This is a genomic window from Mesorhizobium sp. M6A.T.Cr.TU.017.01.1.1 (assembly GCF_004023115.1).
GTDB classification, from domain to species: domain Bacteria; phylum Pseudomonadota; class Alphaproteobacteria; order Rhizobiales; family Rhizobiaceae; genus Mesorhizobium; species Mesorhizobium mediterraneum.
The window spans coordinates 11,679-33,393 of sequence record NZ_RZTA01000028.1 but is presented as its reverse complement, the minus strand read 5'-3'; the positions used below and the strand labels follow the sequence as shown (position 1 = coordinate 33,393).

Below are 21,715 nucleotides of genomic sequence, written 5' to 3'. Positions count from 1 at the left end.
TCTGCTTTCGAGCTCGATGGATTGCATGAGGTGATCCGCGTTGTGATGCAGGAGTTGCTCGAGGCTGCACGCAAGGCGTCCCGTTCGGGATCGTGTAGATCGCCGGGTTACGCGAGATACGCAGGTCAGTACCGTCGCGGTGACCGGGTAGCGCTGGCTGAGTTCACCGAGACCAGGTCGGGAGCCATGGCTGACCAGTGTCCGCTCTCGATCAAAGTCTGCGCGACCCGAGGGATCAGCTTGCGGACCGCAGTGACGGCCGGAGAGCGCTCATCTTTCGGGTTAACGGCAAGGACAACGGACCGGGTGATCACCGGATCAATGATCTTCACTGTCCGGACGCGGCCTTGAGACGCCTCTTTCTGAATGGCCGACGGTGTAAGGATAGAATAGGCCTTTCCTTCCATGACCATATTGATGATCGTTGAAAGGGAGTCGACTTCGAATCTTACGTTGAGCACACAACCGTGTTGCGCAACGACATCAGCCACCGAACGCCTAACGTTGTTATTGCGCATCGGAACCGCCAGGGGAAACGCGTGCAGGTCGGCAAGCCGTATCGAATCTTCGAAGGGCGGTTCACCCGGCGGCACCACCAGGTAAAACTCCTCGCGGGCTAGCACCGTCATTTTCCCCACGCTCTCGGCAGTGCGATACAGGACTGCCAGATTGAAGCGGCCAGCAGCCATCCACTCCTCCAGCGGTCCCGTCATGCCCTCGATCATCTTAAGCGAGATCCTCGGAAGTTCGCTTCTTACTGATTCGAGGAGGGGACCACTAAGCACGCGAGCGGCGCCGGACGGGATGCCAATGGTCACTTCTCCGGAAGGAGCAGCCACCGAGTTGGTCAGTTCCGCTTCAGTGAGCTGAATTTCCCTTAGGATGACCCGTGCGCGCTCAAGCAGCCTGTTTCCCGACGCGGTGACGCTGACACCCGTCCTATCGCGAACGAGCAGCTGGGTTCCGAATCCTTCCTCCAGTTGACGTACATGCAGGCTTAGAGCGCTTTGAGCAACGTGAAGGAGCGCAGCGGCCTTCGTAAAACTGCCGGCCTCCACGACGCCGACGAAGTATTTTAACTGCCTGATATCCACGGTTTAAACCAACTGAGGCATTTCCCAGTCCCATCCTATTATCTCGAAACTAGATAGCCGGCAAGTAATACTTGCCTACCCCACGCCGGGAAAGATGCGCGGTCTCATTGATCGGAGTAGCTCAGTTCCTGCCCGCGAGAGCCAGAGTGTCGTGGGCGCGCCGAACCACCGGCGGATCCACCATCTTACCGTTCAACGAGAATGCAGACAGCCCGCGGGCGGCCGCATCGTTCTCTGCAGCGATGACATCACGGGCCCACTTGATTTCCTGTGCGCTCGGGGAGAAGGCCTCATTGAATATGGCGACCTGTGTCGGATGGATCGCCAAAGCTCCGGCAAAGCCAAGCCGCCGCGCATGCGCCGCGGTCTCACGAAGTTTATCAGTGTCTGTAACCTCGCCGATGCTTCCAACAAAGCCCAGAGGGAGCAATCCGGCCGCACGGGCGGCAAACAGAACGGAAAGGTTCGGCGTCAAAAGGAGGTCGAACTCCGGCGTGCCTCCAACAGCGGCACTGAAGTCTTCAGGACCGAGCGCCATTGCAAGCATCCTGGGATGAGCCGAGGCTATGGCCGCGAGCCTTTGCAGTGCTGCGGGCGTCTCGATTTGGGCAAGGAAACGGATGCGTCCCTGGACAAGATTTCTTTCTCCTTCAAGTTCCAATACGGCATTCGCGATCTCTATTACCCACTCCGCCGAATCCGTCTTCGGAAGGACAAGCGCATCAACACCTGCCACCACAGCTGCATCGAGATCCGCCGCCAACGCTCGCAAACCACGATTCACGCGGACCAAAACAGATGCGCCCTTGCGCCCCACCTTTGCCACCGATTCAGGGAGCTGCCGCCGTGACTCAGCCTTTTGATCCTGGGGAACGGAGTCCTCGAGGTCGAGTATGACGCCGTCGGCCCCCCTTTCATGAGCTGTTCCCACGAAACGGGAAACGTGAGCGGGAACGAAGAGCAGGGATCTCCAGCGGCGCACAAACGTCGGGCCTTCAACGGCCGGAACGGTGTCCTGGATCACGGAGTGCCTCTGCGGCCGATTTTAGCGATGGCGGTAGCAGTCCGTTGGCCGAGTGCCGCACTGGTAACCGTCACGCTTTTTGTAACTCGCGAGCGCGTCCACCTCCCGACACGATGGGCGCTCATGCTGACGCGGCCCTGTCGCGCAAAAGCCCGAGAACCTCTTCCCGGACAGCCTGCGTATGAGCGCCAAGAGCCGGAACCGGGCGCAGCGACGGACGCTCCGCGTTGAAGACGGCCGCCGGCGCTATCGCCTCTATAGTTCCTTCGGGTGTGCTAACGGCTACCCTGCGAACGTGGGGATGCCCAGAAACATCAGCCACCTCGTTCAGTCGGCCATATGCCAGACCGGCTGCCTCAAGCTCCTGCATTGCTTCGTGACAGGACAGTTCGGAAAAGCGCAACGTGACGATCTCGTCAAGTTGCACCCGATTGTCCAGGCGCTCCATGTTGTCGGAAAAACCAGGTGCGCGTGTCAGTTCGGTTCGCTTCAGGAACTTCTCGCAGAAATTTACCCATTCACGGTCATTTTGGACCGAAAAGACAACCTCCTTGCCGTCGGCGCACCGATACGCCCCATATGGCGCCAGCGACGGGTGCTTCACGCCGGCGCGTACCGTGTGATAGCCGCTGTAGTCGTTTTGCAGAACCGGCACGTTCATCCAATCGGCTAGGGCATCGAACAGTGACACCTGAATGCTGCTCCCTTCGCCGGTCACTTCGCGGTGATACAGTGCCTGAAGTATGGCGCTATGCGCGGTCATGCCCGCCGAGATGTCGCAAACCGAGACCCCTACACGCGCCGGCCCTTGTTGATTGCCGGTGATCGCGCACAGACCCGTTTCAGCCTGAACGATGAGATCATATGCCTTCAAATGGGAATACGGGCCTGTCGCTCCGAAACCAGAGATGTCGCAGGTGATCAGCCGAGGGAACCTTTTACGGAGATCCGTAGACCCGAACCCCAGTTTTTCTATGCTGCCTGGCTTCAGATTTTGGATGAAGACGTCAGCACTGGCGATAAGCGTGTCCAGCACGGCTCGGTCAGGTTCCGACCTCAGGTCCAGACAGACGGACTCCTTACCGCGGTTGAGCCAGACGAAGTAAGCGCTCTGTCCCCGCACCAACTTATCGTACTTTCGGGCAAAATCCCCTTCCGGCCTCTCGATCTTGATCACACGTGCCCCTGCATCCGCAAGCCGCGACGAGGCGTAAGGCGCGGCCACCGCCTGCTCTACGGCTACGACCGTGATCCCCTCAAGAGAGTTCTGCATGTGACACCGTGCTTTTCATCCACTTTTTTCGTTTTGAGCCCGACGACGGTTCAGCATCGCCAGCAACCGGTTTTGTTCATTCCCAACAATTGAGAATGCCTCGTCGACACCCATTCCGGGCTTTGCGAGCATCATGTCGGCTTGGGTCGCTACAGAGACGTGGACTGAAGTCTGGGCGGAGAGATCCGTTTCCGTACAGCTCCCACCGACATAAGCCCCCACCTTATTTTCCTTGCAGAGGAGAACTGCGCGCGCGGTATCGGCCATTGAGCCGACGTCTGGCGTCTTAATTTGCACCAGATGGGCGGCCTTCGCTTCGGCAAAGAGCCGAATATCCTCTAGGGTATTGCATCTCTCATCCACGACAATGCGAGCTTTGGAATCCCGGTCGTCCAAAATCGATACGATCTTGGCGTAATTTTCAATTTGCGCTTGCGTCGAACCAAAATCTGCCGGGGACTCAACATTTAGGGCGAAACCCGGGACGGTATCTGCAACCTTGCAGATAAAGTCGGCAATCCGTTGCGGCTCCAGACCGATTTCCTGGCCGATCCAGCCATACACATCAAAATGCAGCACCGGATGGTACCCCGGCCGGCCGATTTCGCGCGTGCGTGTTGCAACCCACTTCACGAAATCCATGAAGGTCTGGCCGTCGACGCCGAATTTCTTCCGGGAGTTAATCAGGCCGTGGGGAAGCACATCTACTGCCTTTAGTATCATTTTGTCGACGTTGATTTCGCGAGCATCACCGCTCTGGCAGTAAATCGGGACCCTGCGGGTCGGCAGCGGCAGACCAAACTCCGTGCATATGATCTCCGCCATCGTTTTGCGCTGAAGATGGGCGGCTGCGCGAAGAAGAGCTTGGCTGACGCCATATTCAACAGCCAGAGGTAACCGCTGCCGTCCGACCGATTCCAACACATCCGTGCAAGAACTACGAAACCGAGAGGCATCCACATCAAGAAGCCGTGGCGCGACAACGCGTAAGGTTAAATTTGAGATTTGATTGGTGTCGAAAAGAGGATCGCGCCCACCAGCACCAGAGTACTGGACATTCATCATGTCACCCCAAACGACGGTGTCGTCGGTAAGGACGAGCCCGACGCTGAGCGACGATGCTGGAATGCGTATTGAGGTGAACCCGAGCGTTGTCGGCGCGCCGAGATAGGCGAAGCCGTCCTGGATAGCGCCAGACCTAATGGCTTCCTGATCGTCATAGAAAAATGCGCCGTTGCCAGGCGCAAGCAGGACATCTTTGATCTGCACTTCACTTCGCTCGATTTTGTTGACGGCGTTTGACGGGCGGTTGCGTTCGTTCGCTGCCAAGTATGCGTCTCTTGGTGTTAACTTCACCAATACAATGTTCCGGATAATGCCATCTCGTTTTCAGATGGCTGACCACTGACGCAAGCAGCCACTGTGGCGCTAACGCGGTCTCCCACAGTGATGTTTCGAGCCGAAACGAAGCTTCCGTTCTGCCGGCGAGAGCATCTCTTATGGTCGGGAGGTTCTCAGAATCGCGGACTCCTTCTTGCTGGGCGGCTGTGAAACGCGCTGGCTTCGATGAAGTCGTATTCCTCGCTCCTCCCCAACCGTTGCCACCAGCGCCTCCAGTCCCGGCCTTCCGCGCCAGCGTGATTGGTCGCCAACAGCAACTCGATCGTTCAAATCCCAACTGCTGCGCCTCCAGCTTCGTGAGCAGATTGAAAGTACGAGGTGTGAAATGCGGCCAGCTTCATGAGGCTGAAAAAGCGGTGGGGGCGTACCCTCCCAGGATTGCCTCAGCGGGGATCAGTCCGCAACCGGCAGCCGAGCACCAGGTCGTATCGTCCGTGCTCTTTCCTCCATGCTAGAACGAACCCATTGAGACACTTCTCTATTCGGCGTGTTGAGGTCAAGCGCTGCGCTACCAAGCTTTCAGTGTCTCCGGCAGTTTGATTGTCTTCCGCAGGGCCTTGCTTCTCTCCGGGATCGGCGTTTCGCCCTCCCAATATGGGGTTAGGAGAATGAAGCGGCACAATCTACCAAGCGTCTTGATCGCATGTTGCAATCAGTACGAGTGTCTCAGCGAACTCGCCTCATCCATCGTCCTGCGAAGGACGTCCGTCCGCCGGCGGCGGAACTCTCTGTCTCTCTCCCTTTCGGCCTCCTGGATCAAATGGCTGACGCTATGGTTTCCCTTGTCCAGCGGAACTCGGCGCCGTCCAGCCACATGCTATGCATGATGACCGCCAGGCGACGTGCCAGCGCGACAATTGCTTTGCGCATCCCGCGCCGCTTGGCGACGTCATCGCCCAGGCCTTGAGCCACGACCATTTCGTCACGCGAGTGATCAGCGTTTGTGCAGCCTCATAGAGCAACGTCCGCATCATGCCGTCCTCGCATAGGGATATGCATCCAACGCGCTTGCCTTCCCCGGCTCGTTTAGCTTCGGCGTCAGCCCCAGGATGGGTCCCACCGCCTTGGAGTTTCTGAACCGCTGCGGAATGTCGATTGTTGCGGCATAGGCGAGCGCCACCACGAGGCCGACACCGGGAACGGTCATCAAGCGCCGGCAGGTCGTATCGTTCCTGGCGATCATGAGCACTTTTTTGTGCAGGCGAGCAAATTCGGCACGCAGCCCCCGCCGCGCGGCCAGCAGCGGCTCCATGATTTCTTCGAGATCGGGCATGCCTTCGACGAGTTCGCGAGTGCGCTCCTCGAACTTCACGGTTCCCACAACACCGACCTTGAGGCCGAAGTTGCGCAGAAGGCCGCGGATGTCGTTCTCGATGGCGATTGCCTTCCCTTGCAGTAGCTTGCGGGCCGTTAGGAGTGCCCGCCCCTTCTGGCTCGTGAGCGTTTTCACATGCACCGGGCGATACAGGTTGAACCTCATCATTTGCGCGATGCCGCGTGCGTCATTGCGATCCGTCTTGTTCGGCTGCGCCTTCAGGAATGCTTTCACATGGCGCGTCTCGATGCAGATAGCCGGCAACCCGACGCTCGCCAGCTCCTCGAAAAGCCATTGCGACAATGGCCCCGCCTCGAGACCGACCCGTTCAGTATTCAAGGCAGGATCCTTCAGTACGGCGAGGAGATCGTCGGGATGGCTGACGACCTTCACCTCGCGGCAAATCCTGCCGGATTCATCAACAATGCAAACGGCGGTATGTTTCACCGCGACATCGAGGCCGATAAAGTGTTTCACGCTGCGCTTCCTTTCCTGATGCTTGTGGCTGTTTGAACAGACCACGTTCTACCATCAGCTCGAAGCGCAGCACCTTCCTGCATCACCGTTGAAGACGAAGCGCAAGCCGAATACCCCATCTACCGGTGGCCATGACGTGCGCGTCGTAACTAGCTCCGCCTTCGGGAACAGCGTGCGCGTGCTGTATCCTCTATTGTTCTACGCTTCCGAAAAGCCGGATCCAGATCTGCGGGACAGTGGGGCGACCGGCCTAACTCGATCAGCGCTTGTGATTGGCCAGCCCAGAAATCGAGGATGTCATGCAGGTTGACGTTGGTCAGGAGTGGCCTGATGCCCCTCCTCTGGGGGCTCCTTTCTGTCTTGTGCTATCTCGCCGCTCTCAGGACGCCGGCTCGCAGCTCCCCGTCCAATGAGCCGAAGGATATATGATCCGAGATCCTATGCGCCGTTCGATTGTCGACAAAGCACAAGCTGTTGACGAAGGACGAAGTCGGCTATCTCCCGCCAACGCCGCGCCCGCAGCATCGGCTAGGACTTCGTCAGGATACGACCGCGGCACCTCCGTCACGTCACGCACAGAACCTTGGATGAGGCCGCGTTGAGCCAGCACGTGAACTGGTGCTCGGACCGAGATTGCAGCTTCGACCCAGTCGACCCGAGTGGCTGCTGCACCCGGCCGGTCGGCGGCTTTCGCAACTCAAGGCTGGTACGGCTGACTTGCGGTTCGTGAGACGCACCAGCGTCTGGCCTATATCAATTGGACGCACTTCAAGGCTCATGCACACGGAATGCGGCGACGCGCCGTGCCGGTCCCGAGCAATTCGCTGCCTGACCGCCCAAGGAGCAGCGTGCCGGTCCTCTTATTTCCTCCGCTCCTCGGAACAAACCGGCATCTGGCGAAGTAGCGGATCGATGATCATTCCCCAAACGCGGAGCGCACACGGGGACTCAGGACCGACAAAAGGCTTATCCCGCGCACGAGCAAAAAGATGTGCAGCGCGGCCCAGAGCCCGTGGTTTCCGAACATCTGTCCGAACGTAAACAAAGCAGCGATAAAGACTGCGAAGGATAAGAGCATCATATTGCGCACGTCGCGCGACCAGGCGGCGCCCGTGAATACGCCGTTCATGTGGATGGCCAGGATGCCGCTCAAGGCCGAGAATGCCGCCCAAGGAAGATAGAAAACCGCCTCCGCACGCACGTCCGGTGTCTTTGTTATGGCTTCGATTAGTGTTTCGCCGAACGCGAAGACTAGAAGGCTTGCAAAGCCCGCAAACGCGAATCCCCAGCCCGCGGTCAGCCTGACGGTGCGCAAGAAAGCCAGCTGATCACCGGCGCCAACGGCCCGCCCAGCGAGCTGCTGGGCGGCCGCCGCGAACCCATCGAGAAAATAGCCTGCGACCAGAAAGAGATGCATCAAAACCGCGTCAGCCGCGAGAGTCAATGTCCCAAGCTGGGCACCCTGCCGCGTGAACAGCATGTATGCTGCCACGAGAACAAAGGAACGGACCATGATGTCGCCGTTGAGGTGAAGCATCGCCCTCAGTGCCGCTATGTTGAATGCGTACTGGTACGACAGGTTCGCGGTGGCGAGGAATCGTCCGAAGAGGATCGTCATGCCGACGACCATAGCCGCGACCTCCGCGCACACGGTTCCCCAGGCGACCCCGGCAATTTCCCAGCCGAGATAAAGACCAAGAAACATTGAGAAAGCAATATTCATCCCGTTGAGCACGAGTTGCAGAAAAAGTCCGAGAACTGCATTGCCGCGGCCCAGAAAATAGCCAAGAATCGCATAGTTGACGAGTGCGGCCGGCGCCGACATGAGCCGGATGCGGACGTAGGTATCCATCGCGGTGGTCACGGGCTGTTCCGCGTTCATAAACCATTCGCCGATCGCGGCAATCAGCGGCGCGAACAAGACCAGAGCCAAGCCTGACACGACGGCAAGTACGAGCGCCCGCAACAAGACCGCCCCCTCTTCGAGGGCGTCGCCCCGCCCGAAAGCCTGCGCTACGAGCGCAGTCGTACCGGAGCTTAGGAAATTGAACGTGGTCAAGACGACATTGAAGACACCCGCCCCGGCCGCAAGACCTCCAAGCAATCCGGCGTCACGCAACTGGCCGACCACGGCCGTATCGACGAGGCCGAGCAGCGGCGTGGTGAGGTATGCGAGCGCCATCGGAATGGCCATAGTTAGGATTTGTCGATGGGTGACTGCAAAGGGCATGGAGCGGAGAAGCGTTGTCTGTTCCACGTCGGCTCCTGCGAATCTGTTGCGGCATGTTGGTTAGCGGACAGTGCCCCTGGACAAACTCCGGAGAGTTCCAGCCTGCTACACTGCTTCGCGTGCGCTGGTATTTGGCGGGAATCCAGCCGGCGTGACGACACGCTGAAGTATCGCCTTACGTCTCGCCGGAGCGGCAACGAAATGGACCGACTGTCTCGGCCATAGCCTTACATGACGATCGGCGTCTTGGGACACCTCTGCTGCAGTTGCCCCGGACGATTTAAGAACCACTGGTTTTCCGAGGCAGCTTTCTACGTTTGCGGCATTCGCCGGCAAGCGCTCAGCGGGGATTGGAACGCAATCGGATAAGGGCCAAGGCAGGGCCGCTTGAACGTATCGCGGCATGCTACTTCGCCTTCAACCATGATGAGCGCTTTTGTTGCCATTGGCATCGACGCTTAGTGTAAAGCATCATCTTTTCTGTTCCGTGCATCTGCTCATTAGTTTGCGCTAGCATACCATATAATTCATGTTTTATTTATAATGATTAGTGAAATATGTTGAACTTTTCTTGCATGGGTCTGCGCGCCGCCGGTGTGGTCGAGACGTTTTCCGAGGATGGAGGTACCGAGCCCGTGGGTCCTCGCGTCCATTTCGAGCGCGAGGCCGGGCGGCATTGACCCTTCCCCGCCCGAACCCACTGGCTCGGCGGACCCAAACAGGCGCGGAGACCCTCATTGAGACGCGGGCGCTTGGCGCCGATTTCTCGACGAGTAGCACCGCGAGGGAGCCAATGGGAGAGGCTTTTCGGCTGATCCACTCCATCCTGCAGTCGGCGAACCGGCGATATGCGGATTCAATGTGCGCTCGGGATGGTGCTGCGCCTCGCGGCTCTGAACTACGGTGCCGTGTTAGCTCGCCATCTCGTTAGCTGCGGTGCACTGCAGGTCGTGAGGCAGAGTCGTCATGACCGCACCTAGTGGTCGGGAGCCATCCGGCTGACGCCGAGGCCCTCCAGCGCATGGACGGTTTTCAGCCAGTCCGCCAGCGCCTCCCCCAGTGAACCACAACGGTCGAAGCGCCGCTCGATAGCATCTACTGGGATACTTTCGACCGTCCCGTTATATGTCCCGCTCTCTCGTGTTCGCCTCTGCCCGGCTGAAGACGTCTATGTGCGAAAGCCGACACTCTGACGCGGAGGTATTGCGCCAGTGCTGCGTGAAAGACCAGCTTTTCTCGCCTTAGTCGAAAGGGCCTGTTCAGCGGCACGCCGCTTGCAATGTTACTCCGTGTGAACCAGATCCGACAATTAGCGTGACGGCAGGCACAGATCAGAGGGAGTAGCTCATGCGGGTAGCGGTCTGTGGAACAGTGATTCTACGGTCGTGAATAGCCAGTGTCTTCATGCGCCACCGTCGAGAGTACGGGCGTCCATGAAGACAACAGCTTCGACGAGCAGCTCGTACATCAGCGCAGACAGTGGAAGCGACAACGCTTGGAAATCCGCTCGGTGCCGGGACGTGCGCGCCTCTATCGTGCCTCGGCCGCAATGACTGCCGGACACAGCAACTCAACCGAGATCCAGATACGGCGAAGAAGGCGCGGCGATCGATAGCAGCAGTTGGCGACGCTGTTGGCGTTAACTCGGCGAGGCTGCTTGCAGCCTACGAATGCGAGCGCATTGACCGTCAAGAATTCATCTCGAAACAAGATGGGTTTGATACGCAAACTGAATTTGACGTAAGTCGGTTCGCGAAGCATGCATAACGGGGAATGCTCTTTCAGAAAGGTGCGCGCCTATGGTTTGGCGGCGCAGGTTCAACGACAAGTATACGGCTTTACAGCAGCATCGTTAGGTATTTCACCAGAAGCATCAAGCGGAGTCGAACATGGCAATTGGGAGAGGACAGCAAGCATTCCCAAGAACGGAGTACGTGCGCCGTCTGGCAGCAGTGAAGTCAGAATTGGCGCGGCGTGATATCGATGCTCTCGTTGTGTCCGACCAAAATAACATCACTTATCTCACTGGATACACCGCGATCTCAGGCTACGTACCCCAAGGCCTCGTGGTCTCGCAGGACGAAGAGGAGCCGACCTTCATTCTGCGCCGCTGCGATGCACCGGCAGCCATTAACCAGTGTTTTATGGAACGCGACAAAATCATCCCCTACCCCGAAGCGCTCATAGCGAATCCTGAGAAGGATGGACACGACACGGTGATCGACTACTTGGAAGAAATTGGCCTTGCAAAGCGGGGTATAGGGATCGAGCTGTTAAATCTTTCCGCGCAGTCCGCGGAGAAGTTCAGGAGGCGACTGCCCGATGCCACGATTGTGGATTGCACCAAGGCAGTAACCTGGCTCCGGCTTGTTAAATCTGACCTCGAGATAGCTGTCATGCGCGAGGCGGCTGCAATCTCAGACGCGGCAGTCCTTCGCGCCGCAGAGGTGATACGTGCTGGTGTGCGTGAAGCCGACGCGAGCGCGGAAATCGTCGGAACCTTGATTCGAGGTGCAAACGGCAAGCCTGGGACGAATTATTATCCCATGTGCTTGTGTTCGTCGCCCCGCACGGGTACGTGCCACATCCCTTGGAGCGAGGACGTATTTAGAAAGGGATCGCAGGTCAACCTTGAGATCGGCGGTGTGCGCCACGGTTATTGTGCCGGCCTCATGCGAACCTATTCGATCGGTGCCCCCTCCGATCGCCTGCGTCGCGTCCATGAAATACAAGTCGCCGGCCTCGAAGCTGCCCTTGAGACGGTCCGGCCAGGAGCGACCTGCAGTGACGTTGCCACCGCCTTCCATCGGTCTATAGGGAAACAGGGCCTCAGGAGCGATACGCGCTGCGGATACGCCCACGGAATCGGTTGGATCGAGCCAACTGCAAGCCTTAAAAGTGATGACATGACCGAGTTGAAGCCCAACATGACTTTCCACCTGATGCTAGGCAACTGGATTGACGAGGATTTCGGATACGTTATCAGTGAAACGTTCCGCGTGACCGACTCCGGCGTCGAGGTCCTGACCACTGTGCCCCGAAAAATCTTTGAAATTTAGCTGCAGGTCGACTGAATCCCCGGGGTAGGCGGCGCGTTGAAGTCTCCGCCCAAGCGCGCATCTGTTACCTGCATGGAGTTCATCTGGAATGCAGCTGCGGTCTGCTGAGGGCTGGCCGGTTGCCCCAGGACGAGCTTTGTATTAGGACCAGCCTCCTCCTTTACGCGTATTTGGAGAGGACCATGAACCAGTCACACCAAACGCTTATCTTTGACGGACGTACTGAGCCTTCGCGCGTGGTTGTCCGCATCGGGCTGATCCTCATCTCCTCGGATGAAGTGGGAGGCGACGCCTTCTCCTCGATTATGCCGAAGGGCGATGTGCTAGTATTTTCGACAAGGTCTGACGCAAGTTTCCCGTCTGACGGCAGTATCACATTCGCAACCTCTCTTGCTGAGGTTGCAAATACGCTTCCGCCCCCCGGACGCTTCGATGTCCTGGCCTTCAGCTGTACGAGTGGCTCACTGAAACTTGGCGTTGAATCTCTGCTTTCGCAGCTCAGGTGGGCAAGGCCGGGCTTAAAGTATACCTCGCCCGCCATTGCTGCGATAGCGGCCTTAAATGAGCTCAGGGCCAAGAGAATCGCACTCCTGACGCCTTACGAAATGGAGTGTCATCAGTTGTTTCCTGCCTTCTTCACCGAACACGGATTCGAGATCGTAGCGGACGGGACATTCGCCAAGCAGACCGATGCAGAGATCGGAGAGATTAGCCAAGACGCTATTTTTTCCGCGGCCAACAAGCTCGTCGCAGTCTCCTCGCCCGATGCACTGTTCGTTTCGTGCACAGCCACCCCAATAGTGCCACATATTGCTCGACTGGAGAAAGAGCTCGGTATTCCAGTTGTGAGCAGCTCTCAGGCTATGGCTTGGCATGCTCTTCGCCTTGCCGACTACCAAAAACCGATTCACGGATTTGGGCAGTTGCTCGCGCAACTCGGTGAAGGCCAGTCTTTCTCAACCTGAGGCGTGGAGTGAAGGGGCGGATGGCAGGTGCCCGGACGCGACGCGATGTCAGCACGGTCGAAGATCATCCTTAGGTTCGTCGGTCAGACTGGCCACCGCGGTTCGCCATTCCGCTTCGGCAACGGTATTCTTATCGGATCGATCCAGGCTCTTGTGCTTGCCAGATTGCCTCGGTTGGCGCTGCGCTGGTTATAGCTCGAACTCACATAGATTTACTTTGGCGACAATCCAGTGAGCATCCCCAGGAACTCAGCCATCAAAGTGGCCTGCTGCCGGTTTTTTCGGACACGCGGTTAAGCTAGCATAACTTGTTCCTCGAAGGACGGGGTTCAATAGCCGAGCGTCGAGTGCCTTCAACCGAGGCTATAAAGGTAATCAAACTCATCCGCGCTGGCGTCATCGTCCTTAGGGCTTGCGCGCCGTGTGCTCGGTCTTCAGCGACGAAGCTCTCCATCCAGCATTATCCCAGACATTGCCCGACCTGCTCATCGAGGTGATGCCGTAATCGGCCATGAGCCGCTGGAACTGCTCACTCGTATATTCCGATCCCTGGTCCGAGTGATGCAGCAGGCTGTCAGGATTGCCCCTGCGCCAGATCGCCATGATCACGGCGTCGGTGACGAGCTGCGCCGTCATCTCGGCCTTCATTTCCCAGCCGACGACACGCCGAGAGAAGAGGTCGACGGCGGCAACGTAGAGCGTAGAGCCAACGTTCCCGCGGTCCCAGATGTAGGTGAAGTCCACGATCCCACTTCTCATTCGGCGCCGATACCTCGAATGCGCGGTCGAGGAGGTTGTCCGACACTGCGGCTCGCTGCACGGTGTCCTTCGGCAGTCCACGGCGACGAGGCCGGTCCCGCCAGACTATTCTCCCGCATCAGGCGCTCGACACGATGCAGCCGCAGGAAAGACCCTCGGCCAGAACATCGTGCCACACACGACGCGCGCCATAGGTGCGGTCGCTGCTCTTGAAGCTTCGGTCGACTCGGGAAACGAGTATCTCGTCATGCCGGGAACGAGCGCTGGGACTGGGGTTAAGCCAGAGATGAAAGCCTGAGCGGGACACATCCAGCGCGTCGCATAGCCATGCCACCGGCCAGATGTTCCGGTGTCTCGCGAGGAAAGCGAACTTCAGTACTTCTAGGCTGCGGCCTTTTTTAGGATTCGCGCTCCGCCCTTCAGCTTGGCCACTTCTTTGCGCACCCGGTCGATCTCCTGCTGCTCCGGCTTCATCTAATCCATTTGCGCAGCACATTCTGATGGAGATCAAGATCACGGACCGCCTGCGCCACAGCCACGCCCGATCCTTCACCAGCCTCACTGCTTGAACTCGCGGCTGAACTTCCTTCTCTGCATTTCCACTCTCCAGTTCCGTTAAACACCTTATCTCGGTGTCCACGAAACCGGACGCCGTGTGCGGGCGGTTGCCGGAATTTCTCGGTGTCCGATAGCTCTCGGCGGCTTCGGCACTCAAAGAACAACGACTCGGAGCTTGCATCAACCGCAATGACGGAACCCTCCTCAATGGAATCAGCGGCATCTGCGGGAATGGTTGCGAGCTCGCGTTAGTAGCTGGCCGCTCCTACGATCTGCCCGGTTGCGCCGAGACTGCGGATCCGTAGGTGTCGCGTCGCCCGCCGGCTCCCGACTGTTTGAGGAGGAGCCGATGAGACGCGTGATTGGAATGGACATCCACCGCACCTTTGCGGGGTGGTGGTTTGGGAAGATGGCCAGTTGCGCCATCACGGACGGGTCGACATACCCGGTCGGGACTGGAGGGCTTCGGGCACAGTTTGCGGCGGACGGATGAGATTGTCGTCGGGCTAGGGCAACGCCATGGCTGTGGTGCGGGTCCTGTCGTCCTATGTAGACCGGGTGACTGTCGCCAACCCCGATGCAGGTGAAGGCGATCGCCTATGCCAGGATCAAGACCGACAAGAACAATGCCGGGGTTCTGGCGCAGCTCCATGCCAGCGGCTTTCTTGCCGGAGGTCTGGGTTCCCGATGAGCGGACAGAGCGGCTTCGCCGCCGTCGCCCGGCGCAACCAGGTCGTAGACTGGAGCCGTGCTCGACGCCGTCAATGAGTGGCCTGGAAACCTCGCAGCCGGACGTGGCGCCATCGCACTGGCCAGCCTTGACTGCGTCTCGACACGCTCGCACGGGAAATCCTGTAGGCCGGGGCGAAGAAACAGCTCACCTGAAGCCGAACAAAACGCACAGGAGTCGAAAAAGCCGAAATCACGCTTGTCGATGGCATCCGTGGACTCGAGATGTTTGTGGTGCTGACGCGGCGGTCGGAAGAAGGTTAGCGTCTGCTCTATGGCATCTCTGCCAGCCTGTCAGGCGCGGATAGCGAGGCGACCATTTGGACAGCCATGCGGCCAGATCGACCTTGGCCTCGGCGAGATCGCGCCGGTCGTAGAGCCATCTGAGTTCCTGCAGCCAGTCGTCACCGTGCTCGCTCGGTAGATGATCGAGCGCGCTCCTGAGGGAGTCCACGTGGCAGCGTTGCCCGGCGGCTTCGGGGATCACCTCGCCGATCGCCGCGACCAGGCCGGCATGGTCGCCGGAGACGGCCAGCTCGACGCCCTTGAGGCGCGTGCGCCTCCAGGCCGAGCGGCTCTCGCGATTGGCGATCTCCACAGCCAAGATCTGGCGCCGCCCGTCCCCGTCGATGCCGACCGCAACCAGTACCGCCGGGCTCGTGACGATGCCAGCCTCGCGCACCTTCTCGCAACGGGCATCGAGTTTGTCGGCGCCAAACTGCCTGGTCGCGGACGCTCTCCTGCGGGGTTTTCAACCTGGCCCGCAGGAATTCAGTTTACGTGCCTATGCACGACGCGTGCAACTTGCCTTATGTGGCCGTCCTAAGACCGTGAGACCAAGCGAAACATTATACTGCTGATGACTCGAGATTGGCGCCGCAAGAAAGCATGCCGAGACACGGCTACACGTAAGGTTGAGAACAGATCCGGTCGCGCTCGCTGCCTCAATTCTCGACTATCTCTCCATATTTCCCGTCTCAAAGATATGCTGATGCGCCTCCCGTAAGGCTGTAGTGACCGATGAGCCAGTTTACGGCTTCGCTCTGGTCTCGTTGGATCGCGTGAGCTGCTTTTAGCAGGTGGAATTCGGAATTCTTGATCATTTTTGCCAGCTTCCACCCGCGGTCAGGCGCCACGGTGGCGTCGTGCGTGGACCAGATAAGCATTGTCTTGCCCTCAAGACGATCAATGTACGGATAGATGTACTTCTGCTGCAACAGGATATATTGGCTCATATCCGTCTCTTCTGGAGGCAGGCGCTTACGAACTTCCCATTTTCCGCGCGTCGCGGGTCGTCGATAAGCTATTCGCCGATACTCCTCTAGCTCCGCCTCATATAAATCCGCCCCGTGGGCAATGGCGCCTCTCCGCACATATTCCTCTTCGCTCGGCATCGGCCCTGTATAGTCATATGACGTGGTGGCCGCGTTGAGCCATGCATCGTCACGCTCGTCTCCAAAGGGCTCTGGTCCAATGGGCGGCGATACGGCGCTTGATGTGAGCAGAACGACTTTAGAAACAAGGTCGGGACGGACGATCGCTACCCGTGCAGCGACGAATGATCCTTCTGAATGACCGACCAGCGTGATCTGCTTCAAATCCAGCGAGTCGATGAAATCAATGACATGATCTACGCGGCCGACCCGGTTAATATATTTACCAGGAGTAGGATCGTCGGTCCCACCGAATTGGAGTTGATCAAGCGCGATCACTCTGAATCTATCGGATAGGCCGTGCAGCTGCCAAATCCAGCTGAGCCTCGCATCGGAGATTCCCCCCGGTGACGCTCCATGGAGAAGCACAATCGGACGGCCAACTCCCGTCTCGTAGTAGGTCGACCCGATGCCGCCAACCGAAATGCGGCGTTCAGGGATGAGCGTTTTGCTAGTCGGCCGCGGCGCCTGCGCGGAGCCGGCAACAAGCGAATTGACGCTCCAGCCCAGCGCGGTCGCACAGCCGAGAACTTCAGGTCCGCTCAACGGACCTGCAGCGACGCAGTTGCTGATACGGTCGAGTTCCTGCGACATTGGGATGCTCCTTACTGCCTTTGTTCCTCTAGTGCCGACAATGCGGCCTGGTTCTTTTATACCAACTGAATGGTGCACCAGCGGACTAGCCACCTTACGCAAATTGTTCCTCTATCAACGCAGGAAATCGGCGTTTTTCTTATCCCTACGCGCATAAAGCCTGCCGCCTCGCATATCAGCCGGCGGCGCTGAACCTGTGCACAACCTTCTCGGGGATGGCGAATCCGGTCCTTCGAAGCCGTTTCGCCACAGCCTGCCGCAGAAAGTGATCGATCCTATGGAAAACACTGCCCCTCACTTGGGTCTGTCGAGATAGACGATCTCGGCCCGCGACTGAGGCTCATCGGCCCAACCTTCCGAGACCATCGCCCTCGCTCGTGCCCGACGCTCAATAGCTTTGCCCACGCGAGGATATGCGTATCGGAAGGATAGTGCCGCAAGCCGAGCCGCGCTTATCATTGATGCTGACGAAGCGTGGCCGCATCGTTAAGATGGGACAACGGCGAGAGGTGAGGGCGACGCCGCTTCCGTCTTAATGGAGGTTGTAGGTCGAGCCGCCATACTCCGGAGTTGCTGATCCGGATTGTACAAGTAGGCACCCCATTGGCGGGATAGGCTCGTAGTCGGCGCGTCGGCCCCGCCGCGCCAGTCATTGGCGTAGGCCTAATAGGTGACCATCGGAGCAAGAAATGCGATTGGCGCGAAAGGCCGCCGGCGCTTTGGGAGGGCGTAGAAGGGCAGCCAGTCTTCGCCGTCACGATGGTCAGGTGAAACGCATAGGCGCCGCTGGGCATCCTCCGGGACGGTTCAGGTGAAATCAGGCTGCCATTCGCTATCATCGAGATCGCCGGCGTGGAAATGTATGGCGGCGTAAACGCGCGGTGCGTTGCGCCAGCATACTTCGCGCCCGCTCCATTCGCGCCGATTTCCCGGGCCTCGGGCCGATCGAAAGAACGACGGCGTGGGCTCCCGCTACCTCGGCAACAGGGCAGCCGAGGGATCGATCACGCCCGGCCGGACCAGCAGCGTCCAGGTGCAAGCCGCTCGCGGGTCCCTTGCGCGCCTGGTCTCAATGGTGCCGTAAGAACCGAGTCTGACCTCCTACCGGCGCCCACCAAGGCTCTGATCGAGAAGATGCGACAAGTCCTCGAAGCGCATCCCTGGTCTGTGAGGATTCGGGTCGGCGCTTATAACGCGCAGCAGACGGGCGCGATATGGACCGGCTCGCGTAGGCTCACATGCCCAACGAATGTCTCGCCCGGGCGATGAGAGAAGCGATCGAGATAGCCGAGTGATCGGGATTTCGGTTGCGCACATGATTTCCTGCCTGCTGTTATGCTGGACGGGCTGTCGCTCGGGTGATTTTAAGTGTTCAAAGCGTCATTGTGGTCACCGCAGCGAGTTGGGCCGCAATCTGATCACACCGATGTCGTTCTCGATGGCGATCTCGGTCCCAAATGGCCTCGAGAGTTTCTGTAGACGCTCCAGAATGGTCTTCGCTTGCTCCTGATTTACGAGCCGTGGGCCGCCACGATTGGGCAAACCTCTTCGAGTGACCGAGTTCAATCGGGTATAGTCGCAATTCGGCAAGCTGGTTCTGCTCGAACCGGCTGGCGGCGATGACGCTTTCCCAAAAAACCGTGTCTGAATGGCCTGCCATTTCGGCAACCTTCACCTCGGCATCCGTGTCGACCCGAGGGTCCTTGGCGTAGTCGCCGAACATGTCAGCACCCGGGGGGTCCCGAGGTCGTCCTGGAAGAAGTTTTCGAGGCTATAGCAGATCGGGCGGCCCTTGAAGATCTCGATGCCTCTCAATTGATGAGGTCCGTGCCCAATATAAGCGTCTGCCCCGGCATCGATTAGCCTATGAGCAAACGATTGTTCGTAGTCAGGCGGCTCCTGGCTCCAGTTCCCAGGCTCGTGACCATGGTTCGTGACGATGCAAAAACCGGAGAACTGCTTGCCCCGGCGAACATTCGTAAAATGTCGGCGACATCGCGCGCGTCTGTTTCGAAGCTGTATCCGACCTTGTCGCCCGCTTTATATGCCGTTCCGGCGAGCACGACCTTATTGGGATCTTCGGAGACAGGGATGTCGGTAGGCAAGGCAGAACTTATCAGCCTTACATGCTCGAGCATTTCGGGCGAAACCACGATGCTTTGCACCAAACGAAGGGCGTTCAGTCCTGGTCTGCCTGGGGCTTCACCGGCGGGGTCGCCCGCACGGGCCATCGGCTTGAATGTTGAAGCACATGACAGCAACGCCACGCGACCGCGTGCGGTCTCGAACAAGCGCGCGGCGCTGGCTTGTGCGAGATTCTCGCCCACCCCCTGCATGGGTGATCCCGTTTTGATCGAGCACTCGGCTGGTCTCGCGCATGCCTTCAACGCCCGAGTCAAGCGAATGGTTGTTTGCGCGACCCAGGATGTTGAATCCGATCGCCTTTAAATCTGGGCCAACCTCCGGCAGGCTGAGGAGATATGCACCGCCGTACTCAGCCTGAGGACTTCCACAGAACGATCTGATATCGAAGATGTTGACTTCCAGGTTGCCAAACGTGACGTCAGCATCATGAAGGATCTTGACGACGCCACCGAAGCCAGGATCCTGAGATTTGGTCACCGCCGTGACAGCATGAGGTCGCCAACTGCTACCATCGTGAAGCCATCTGCAATGTTCGTCGCAATCGAACCGACCACATCATGCCCAGCTGCAAGTCGGCCTGATGACCAACGTGCTCGTTTTCATAGATGCTCCTAGTCTAGCTTCTTCCTGCCGCACTCGGCATGTGATGGCGAACAGGAAGAGTTGCCCAGCGCAACGCGCTGGGCAACTAGCCCATTACGCCGAGTTCACACTATGTTCACGCTTCGAGCCAGCATTGCCTGAAGGCGTAGCCGTCCATCAGCGAACCGACCCGTCCGATGTAGCCGCCAACATTATCGGAGATCGCGTCAATGGATTGGTTGAACATGGGCACGATCGTTCCGCCCTCATCGCGAACGATGATTGCCATTTCTCGATAAAGGTTCTTCCGCTTGTCCTGGTCGAGTTCGCCGAGCGCCTCGATCAGCAGCTTATCGAACTTCTTATTGAAAAAGTGCGTATCGTTCCAGGGCGCCGTCGATAGATAGGCAGTCGAGTACATCATGCCCTGCGTCGCTCGCGCGCCCCAATTGGAGGCGCAGAAGGGCTGCTTGTTCCAGACATCCGACCAGTAGCCGTCTCCGGGAAGGCGTTTGACTTCGATTTGGATGCCTGCTTTAGCGGCGCTCGCCTGAAAGAGCTGCGCGGCGTCCACGGCGCCGGAAAAGCCAGCGTCTGACGTCCGGAGCAGAATTGGACCGCTGTGGCCCGACTTCTGATAATGGAACTCGGCCTTTTCAGGATCAAAGGTGCGCTGCTCGATACCCTCGGGGAAGAGGGGTTGGGACGCATTAACCGGAATGTCGTTGCCGACCGTTCCGTAGCCGCGGAGGACCTTGGCAACCATTTCCTGACGATCCACCGCGAGTTTGAGCGCCATCCTGAGATCGTTGTTGTTGAAGGGCGCAGTGTCGCAGAACATATTGAAAACGTATTGGCCGGAACCCGCCAGGGCCTCGATCTTCAGGTTGGGCACGCGCTTGACGAGATCGACGACCTTGGGTTCGACACGGTTAATCATCTGCACTTGGCCGCCCTGCAGCGCAGAGGCGCGGGCGGTGGAGTCATTGATAACGACGATCTCGACCTGATCGGCGAAGCCTTCCTTGTCTGACCTCCAGAAATTAGCGAAGCGCTCGCCGCCGTGGCGCACGCCTGGCTGGTTGACGGACACCTTATAGGGACCTGCGCCGATGCCTTCTGCCGGATGGTCCTTGCCGCCGTTGGGCTGGATGACGAGATGATAATCTGACATCAGGTAAGGGAACTCGGCATTTGGGTTCTTTAGGGTGATGACGACGTCGCGGCCATCGGCCTTGAGGTTCTCAATGCCGGCCAAGATACCCATTGCGCCGGAATGCGAGTCGTTACTGGAGTGGCGTTCCAGCGTTGCCACAACGTCTTCCGCTGTCACGGTCTTGCCATTGTGGAACTCGACGTCCTGACGGATCTTGAAGGTCCACACTTTGGCGTCTTTGGATGAACCGATTTCCTCGGCGATTCGATGCTCCAGACCGCCGTCCGACGTCTGCGCCACAAGATACTCGCCCCAGCATTTTGCGAAGTATGACATAACCTCGATGATTGTCGCGGGATCTAGATTGTCCGTCGCTTCCCCGCCGTTGAGGCCAGCTTTCAAAATCCCGCCTCTTTTCGGCGTCTGTGCCAGCGCGGCGCCGGCAAGAAGCGAGTTGGCGAAGGTGGCACTGACGCCGAGGGCCGTTGCACGGCCGAGAAATTCACGCCGGCTCAACCGCCCCACAGCAACGCGTCCGCTTAGATAGTCGAGTTCCTGTAACATTAACATGCTCCCTATTTTTGTTTTGTTCCCTCAGGACCGAGAATGCGACTTTTGATGTGCGCATCGTCTCGCCGATTGTTTGATGCGGGCAGCTTTGTGTCAAATTCAGTGTGTGTATCGTCACCATCTAGCAGCGAGATGGGCGGGACAATGCCGCAAAAAGAACGACTCGGCTTGAAGCGTGCGGACCGTGTCCCCCTCCGCGAAATTTGGCAGTGATTATGCATGCGATGCTGCGAATGAACTGGCTGTCCCACCCCCACGGAGGAATGCCCGCCGCTGTGGGATCCTGCACACGCTCGCCTACGACAATTTCCTCAGGCCATTCAACCGATGCGTTTTCGACAAGTGGCTGAG

Annotated in this window: 9 protein-coding genes and 5 pseudogenes; 3 read left to right on the top strand and 11 right to left on the bottom strand. The window is 58.5% G+C overall.

Features of this window, described 5'->3' with window-relative positions; genetic code table 11:
• Positions 1–125 precede the first annotated feature (125 nt).
• The 6 genes and pseudogenes from EOB36_RS11765 to EOB36_RS11740 form a co-directional block, all read right to left on the bottom strand.
• On the bottom strand, positions 126–1,094 hold the full coding sequence (locus EOB36_RS11765) for a LysR family transcriptional regulator (RefSeq protein WP_128284900.1): 969 nt from the start codon (positions 1,092–1,094) through the stop codon (positions 126–128).
• Positions 1,095–1,215: 121 nt separating this feature from the next.
• Positions 1,216–2,118 (bottom strand): CoA ester lyase, encoded by a 903-nt coding sequence (locus EOB36_RS11760; RefSeq protein WP_245467760.1) that lies wholly within the window; start codon positions 2,116–2,118, stop codon positions 1,216–1,218.
• A gap of 121 nt (positions 2,119–2,239) precedes the next feature.
• Positions 2,240–3,391, bottom strand: a complete 1,152-nt coding sequence (locus tag EOB36_RS11755) for a CaiB/BaiF CoA-transferase family protein (RefSeq protein WP_128284899.1) — start codon at positions 3,389–3,391, stop codon at positions 2,240–2,242.
• Between the two features lie 15 nt (positions 3,392–3,406).
• Positions 3,407–4,660 carry a methylaspartate ammonia-lyase gene (locus EOB36_RS11750; RefSeq protein ID WP_128284917.1) on the bottom strand — a complete coding sequence of 418 codons (1,254 nt, stop codon included), beginning with the start codon at positions 4,658–4,660 and terminating at the stop codon, positions 3,407–3,409.
• Positions 4,661–5,548: 888 nt separating this feature from the next.
• Positions 5,549–6,584 (bottom strand): annotated as a pseudogene (locus EOB36_RS11745) (IS110 family transposase).
• A gap of 916 nt (positions 6,585–7,500) precedes the next feature.
• Positions 7,501–8,814, bottom strand: coding sequence for an MATE family efflux transporter (locus EOB36_RS11740; protein ID WP_127319024.1), 1,314 nt, complete (start codon positions 8,812–8,814; stop codon positions 7,501–7,503).
• A 1,889-nt stretch (positions 8,815–10,703) separates the two neighbouring features.
• On the opposite strand from EOB36_RS11740, the gene EOB36_RS11735 reads away from it, so the two are divergent.
• Positions 10,704–11,873: a Xaa-Pro peptidase family protein gene (locus EOB36_RS11735; RefSeq protein ID WP_127319014.1), complete on the top strand. Its 1,170-nt coding sequence runs from the start codon at positions 10,704–10,706 to the stop codon at positions 11,871–11,873.
• Positions 11,874–12,055: 182 nt separating this feature from the next.
• On the top strand, positions 12,056–12,838 hold the full coding sequence (locus EOB36_RS11730) for an aspartate/glutamate racemase family protein (RefSeq protein WP_128284898.1): 783 nt from the start codon (positions 12,056–12,058) through the stop codon (positions 12,836–12,838).
• 353 nt (positions 12,839–13,191) lie between these two features.
• Here the strand turns inward: EOB36_RS11730 and EOB36_RS11725 are convergent.
• Positions 13,192–14,194 (bottom strand): annotated as a pseudogene (locus EOB36_RS11725) (IS3 family transposase).
• 471 nt (positions 14,195–14,665) lie between these two features.
• Here EOB36_RS11725 and EOB36_RS35100 point away from each other — a divergent pair.
• Positions 14,666–14,868, top strand: a pseudogene (locus EOB36_RS35100) (IS110 family transposase); the annotation flags it as partial.
• Between the two features lie 214 nt (positions 14,869–15,082).
• Here EOB36_RS35100 and EOB36_RS11715 read toward each other — a convergent pair.
• The 4 genes and pseudogenes from EOB36_RS11715 to EOB36_RS11700 all read right to left on the bottom strand — a co-directional run.
• Positions 15,083–15,587, bottom strand: a pseudogene (locus EOB36_RS11715) (transposase); the annotation flags it as partial.
• Between the two features lie 274 nt (positions 15,588–15,861).
• Positions 15,862–16,911 (bottom strand): alpha/beta hydrolase, encoded by a 1,050-nt coding sequence (locus EOB36_RS11710; RefSeq protein ID WP_127319018.1) that lies wholly within the window; start codon positions 16,909–16,911, stop codon positions 15,862–15,864.
• A 1,389-nt stretch (positions 16,912–18,300) separates the two neighbouring features.
• Positions 18,301–19,610 (bottom strand): annotated as a pseudogene (locus tag EOB36_RS11705) (CapA family protein).
• A gap of 164 nt (positions 19,611–19,774) precedes the next feature.
• Complete coding sequence (locus tag EOB36_RS11700; protein WP_128284897.1) at positions 19,775–21,358, bottom strand: ABC transporter substrate-binding protein; 1,584 nt, start codon at positions 21,356–21,358, stop codon at positions 19,775–19,777.
• Positions 21,359–21,715 lie beyond the last annotated feature (357 nt).